The 5185-nt window shown below is 70.9% G+C and carries 6 protein-coding genes; 4 read left to right on the top strand and 2 right to left on the bottom strand.

Annotated elements, in window-relative coordinates:
• The 3 genes from hflX to ABDW35_RS31740 form a co-directional block, all read left to right on the top strand.
• Positions 1-1075 (top strand): GTPase HflX (gene hflX / locus ABDW35_RS31750; protein ID WP_343717845.1); only part of this gene is annotated, 1075 nt, incomplete at its 5' end.
• A 10-nt stretch (positions 1076-1085) separates the two neighbouring features.
• Positions 1086-1904, top strand: coding sequence for an inositol monophosphatase (locus tag ABDW35_RS31745; protein ID WP_343717844.1), 819 nt, complete (start codon positions 1086-1088; stop codon positions 1902-1904).
• Positions 1905-1935: 31 nt separating this feature from the next.
• On the top strand, positions 1936-2292 hold the full coding sequence (locus tag ABDW35_RS31740) for an FKBP-type peptidyl-prolyl cis-trans isomerase (RefSeq protein WP_343717843.1): 357 nt from the start codon (positions 1936-1938) through the stop codon (positions 2290-2292).
• Between the two features lie 136 nt (positions 2293-2428).
• Here ABDW35_RS31740 and mazG read toward each other — a convergent pair whose 3' ends face one another.
• Positions 2429-3256: a nucleoside triphosphate pyrophosphohydrolase gene (gene mazG, locus ABDW35_RS31735; protein WP_343717842.1), complete on the bottom strand. Its 828-nt coding sequence runs from the start codon at positions 3254-3256 to the stop codon at positions 2429-2431.
• A 145-nt stretch (positions 3257-3401) separates the two neighbouring features.
• Here mazG and ABDW35_RS31730 point away from each other — a divergent pair, with 145 nt between their 5' ends.
• Positions 3402-4262 (top strand): hypothetical protein, encoded by an 861-nt coding sequence (locus ABDW35_RS31730; protein WP_343717841.1) that lies wholly within the window; start codon positions 3402-3404, stop codon positions 4260-4262.
• A gap of 36 nt (positions 4263-4298) precedes the next feature.
• Here ABDW35_RS31730 and ABDW35_RS31725 read toward each other — a convergent pair whose 3' ends face one another.
• Complete coding sequence (locus tag ABDW35_RS31725; protein ID WP_343717840.1) at positions 4299-5108, bottom strand: hypothetical protein; 810 nt, start codon at positions 5106-5108, stop codon at positions 4299-4301.
• Between the last annotated feature and the right edge of the window lie 77 nt (positions 5109-5185).

Here is a 5185-nt window from a genome sequence, read left to right as displayed (position 1 = left end):
CACCGAGGCCGGGCTGGTCGTGGTCGACGCCACCTTGAGCCCGGTGCAGCAGCGCAACCTGGAACGGCGCTGGAAGACCAAGGTGATCGACCGCACCGGCCTGATCCTGGAGATCTTCGGCGAGCGCGCCCGCACCCGCGAGGGCCAGTTGCAGGTCGAGCTGGCGCATCTCAGCTACCAGCGCTCGCGCCTGGTGCGGTCCTGGACCCACCTCGAGCGGCAGCGCGGCGGCGCCGGCTTCCTCGGCGGCCCCGGCGAAACCCAGATCGAGCTGGACCGCCGCCAGATCGACGACCGCATCATCCAGATCAAGCGCCAGCTCGACGACGTCCGCCGCACCCGGTCGCTGCACCGCGACGCGCGGGCCCGGGTGCCGTATCCGGTGGTGGCGCTGGTCGGCTACACCAATGCCGGCAAATCGACGCTTTTCAACCGCCTGACCCGGGCCACCGTCCTGGCCAAGGACATGCTGTTCGCCACGCTGGACCCGACCATGCGGGCGATCGAGGCGGGGCAGGGGCGGCGCATCATCCTGTCCGACACCGTCGGCTTCATCTCCGACCTGCCGACCCATCTGGTCGCCGCCTTCCGGGCGACGCTGGAGGAGGTGCAGGCCGCCGACCTGATCCTGCATGTCCGCGACATCGCCCATCCCGACACCGAGGCCCAGCGCGAGGATGTCGAGGCGGTGCTGCGCGACCTGGACATCGACATCGATTCCGACGGGCGGGTGATCGAGGTCCTGAACAAGGCCGACCTGCTGCCGGAGGCCGAGCGCGAGACCCTGTCGACCGCCGTCCGCCGGCGCGGCCATGACGCGGCCGTGATCTCGGCCCTGACCGGCGAGGGCTGCGACGGGTTGATGGAGCTGATCGCCCGACGCATCAACGCCGACCGCGAGACCATGACGGTCAAGCTCGACATCGCCGACGGCCGCACTTTGGCCTGGCTGCATGAGCATGGCGAGGTGCTGGAGGCCCGCGACGACGGCGCCCATCTCTTCGTCCGCGTCCGCCTGCATCCGAACGACGCCGCCCGGCTGCACCGCCAGCTCGGCATCGCCACCCGTCACTGAGAGCCCTCCGATGCTGCGCCTGCCCGAGATCGATACCGTCGCCGCCCTGATCTCGGAGACGGCGCAGGAGCTGATCCTGCCGCGCTTCGGCCGGCTGGAGGAGGGCGCGGTGATGGAGAAGGCGCCCGGCGACCTGGTCACCATCGCCGACCAGGAGAGCGAGCTGCGGCTGGCGGCGCGGCTGCCGGACCTGCTGCCCGGCTCGCTGGTGGTCGGGGAGGAGGCCTATGCCAAGGACCCGGCGGTGCTGGACCTGCTGGACGGCGACGATCCGGTCTGGGTGGTCGACCCGGTCGACGGCACCGCGAATTTCGTCGCCGGCCGGCCGCGCTTCGGCACCATCGTCGCCCTGGTGCACCGGGGCGAGACGCTGATGGGCTGGATCCACCTGCCGGTCGACAACCGCACCGCCTGGGCGATCAAGGGCGAGGGCGCCTTTGTCGACGGCCAGCGCCGGACCCTGGCGGTCCCCGGCCCGTTGGCGACGCTGCGCGGCGGCTTCAACCTGGCCAAGCGGCCGCCCGGCTATGCCGTGGCGGTGATGCGGCTGCGCGAGGCAGTCGGCACCCACATCCATGTCAACTGCGCCGGTGCCGACTATGTCGACGCCGTCGAGGGCCGGATCGACATCCTGGCCTATCGCAAGCTGTTCCCCTGGGACCATGCCGCCGGCACGCTGCTGCATGCCGAGGCCGGCGGCTGGTCGGCGGTGCTGGACGGCACCCGCTACCGCCCGACGCTGCGCCAGGGCCCGATCTTGGCGGCGCCGGACCAGGCCACGTGGCGCGCCGCCCGCGCCGCCATGGGCGAAATCGCGGCCGCGGCCTGATTTGAACGAACCCAACCCGAAAGGAAATCCCATGTCCCGCACCGTCACCGCCTCCGGGCTGGAGATCGAGGAGCTCGAGGTCGGCACCGGCGCCGAGGCGACGCACGGCCAGACCGTGACCGTGCACTACACCGGCTGGCTGCGGAACGACGACGGCAGCGCCGGCAAGAAGTTCGACTCCAGCAAGGACCGCAACGAGCCGTTCCGCTTCCCGCTCGGCGGCGGCCGGGTGATCCGCGGCTGGGACGAGGGCGTCCAGGGCATGAAGATCGGCGGCAAGCGCCGCCTGGTCATCCCGGCCGCGCTCGGCTACGGCGCCCGCGGCGCCGGCGGCGTCATCCCGCCGAACGCGACGCTGATCTTCGACGTCGAGCTGCTGGGCGTCTGACGCTTCAGGCCTCACAAGCCATACACCGTCATGGCGAGGCGCGTAGCGCCGTGGCCATCCAGGGGCCGGTGCGAGCCGCCCTGGATGGCCACGCCCCTTCGGGGCTCGCCATGACGGTTTTTTCGGTGCGGACGCCTCAGGCCGTCTCCGCCCGCTTCGCCGCCACCCACAGCTCCTCCATCTCGTCCAGGCTGGCGCCGGCGGGGTCGCGGCCCTGGGCCCGCAGCGCCGCCTCCAGGTGGCGGAAGCGGCGCTCGAACTTGGCGTTGGTGCGGCGCAGGGCGGAATCGGGGTCGACCTCGTAGCGCCGGGCCAGGTTGACGGCGCAGAACAGCAGGTCGCCGATCTCGTCCTCGATCCGGTCCTTCGGCGCTTGGCCGTCGATCTCGGCCCGGATCTCGCCGACCTCCTCCTCGATCTTGTCCAGGATGTCGGCCGGGTCGGTCCAGTCGAAGCCGACCCGCGCCGCCCGCTTCTGCAGCTTCAGCGCCCGGGTCAGGCTGGGCAGGCCGCCGGCGATGCCGTCCAGCACCCCGGCCGGGCGGCCCTCGGCCTCGGCCTTGGCCGCCCGCTCCTCGGCCTTCTGTCGCTCCCACTGCGCCGGCATGCCGTCGGCGTCGACCTCGGCGCCGCCGAACACATGCGGGTGGCGGCGGATCATCTTGTCGACGATCCCGGCCGCCACATCGGCATAGGCGAAGGCGCCGCGCTCCTCCGCCATGCGGGAATGGAACGCCACCTGGAACAGCAGGTCGCCCAGCTCGTCGCGCAGCTCGTCCATGGCGTCGCGCTCGATCGCGTCGGCCACCTCATAGGCCTCCTCGATCGTGTAGGGCGCGATGGTGCGGAAAGTCTGCTGCACGTCCCAGGGGCAGCCGGCCTGCGGGTCGCGCAGCCGGGCCATCACCTCGATCAGGCGGCGGGTGGCGTCCCCGGCTTCGGGGGAATCGGGACGGTCGGTCATCATCGATCTCCGGGCGGGCGGTCCCTTCCTGGTATCGCATCGCGGTCGCGGCCGCAAACCGCGCTCTCGCCTTGCCAAGCCGGCCCCCGCATATTCCTATACCGGCCGGGGCGCTTCGCTCCGGTCCGGAGGGGAAATCCACACCATGTCGTTCATCCGTTCTCTCAGAGCCGTCGCGCTCGCGACCAGCCTGGCCGCCTCGGTCTCGCTCGCCGCCTGCGGCCAGAAGCCGGCGCCGGCGCCGGAGGCACCGGTCGGCCCGACCCAGCTCTTCTCCTACGAGGTGCTGACCTTCAAGCCGCTCGGCCTCGACGACAAGAAGGCGACCTATGCCGACCGCGCCGCCTTCACCGAGCATGTGCGCGACACCGAGTTGCCGAAGATCCTGGACCTGCTGAAGATCCCGGCCGACCAGGTGCAGACCGAGCTGACGCCGGGGGGCTACCAGCTCGAGACCAACGCCTCGCTGCAATCGGCCTTCGAGGCCGATGCCAAGACGTCCGACCTGTTCGCCGCGGCGATCGGCTACACCTTCCGCCAGTGGAGCGTGCTGATCACCGACTTCACGCCGGAAGGGCAGGGCAACACCGCCTATGCCGTGGTCACCTTCAAGGACCACACGCCGAGCGGCGAGGAGGCGCAGGCCTTCTTCCAGCACGCGGCCGAGGTGAACAAGGGGCTGGGCGGCGGCTACACCGCCTTCGGCCACGACCTGTACTTCCTCAACATCGGCGATTCCGAGGGCAAGGCCTATAGCGGCCTGGACGACGCCACCTTCGTGGCCGAGCTGACCAAGGCGGCGCAGAGCTTCAAGGGATCGCCGGTGTCGGTCAGCCGCTCCGGCCGGGTTGATGCCCGCTTCGTCGAGAATGACTGGGCCAAGTCGAAGACCGGCCAGGACTACGCCAAGATCCTGGGCCCTGACCTGACCCGGAAGCTGACCCAGCTGCGCCGGCAGCACGAGCGCGACCTGCGCAAGTTCGGCGCCGAGCACCACTGGAAGTAACGGAAGCCGGCGCCGCCCGACCCGGGCGGCGCCGCTTCATTCGGCGGCTTCGGCCGCGGCGGCGGGGCGAACAACCCGCCGCTGTCCGAAGCGCTGGGCCAGCACCACCTGGAAGATATCGCCCGCGGCGATATAGTCCTTGGCGGCCGCCACCATCTCGCCATAACGACCGGCCGGCAGCACCGGGGTCGGCGCTTCATCGCCCGGATCGGCAGGAAAACGCCGGGTCTGAGGGACTGGTGCCGCAAGCCGCGCCTGCGCCGTCTCGATCCGATCGACCGCCTGCTCCACCGTCACGCCCGTCTCGGGCCAGATCGGAGCCACCCAGAACAGCTCGTCGGTCAGCCGATCGAATAGCAGGATCAGCGTCGGCCGCACGAACAGCATATCGGGCAGATCGAGTGGATTAGGGGCAGGGCGGGGGAGCTTTTCCACCAGCCCCACCGTCTCATAAGCGAAATAGCCGACGAGGCAGGCGAGCGCCTTGGGCAGCCCTTCCGGCACCTCCATGCGGCAACGGCTGACCAGCCCACGCAACGCGGCGAGGCTTTCCTGTGCGCAAGGCTCGTACCGCTGCGGATCGGTGAGCCAGCGCGGATTGATTGCCGCCTCGCGGCCGCGTGCGCGGAAGACGAGATCGGGCGCGAGGCCGATCATGCTGTGCCGCCCGCGCGTGCGCCCACCTTCCACCGATTCGAGCAGATAGTCACCACGGCCCGGCTCGATCAGTTTGAGCGCGGCGGAAACCGGCGTTTCGGTGTCCGCTATCTGTCGACGCCAGACCAGCGTGGGCCGGCCGGCAGCGATCGCGGCGGCAGCCTGCGCGTCGGCCTCTGCGATCGCCATGCTCACTGGCCGGCGGGCGTCGCGCCGAGCAACCGCGCGCGCAGCGCCGCGATCGCCGCCTCGTCACGCTTCGCGCC

The sequence above is a fragment of the Inquilinus sp. genome (assembly GCF_039594555.1).
Taxonomy (GTDB): Bacteria; Pseudomonadota; Alphaproteobacteria; order DSM-16000; family Inquilinaceae; genus Inquilinus.
This window is presented reverse-complemented; position numbering and strand designations above follow the sequence as displayed.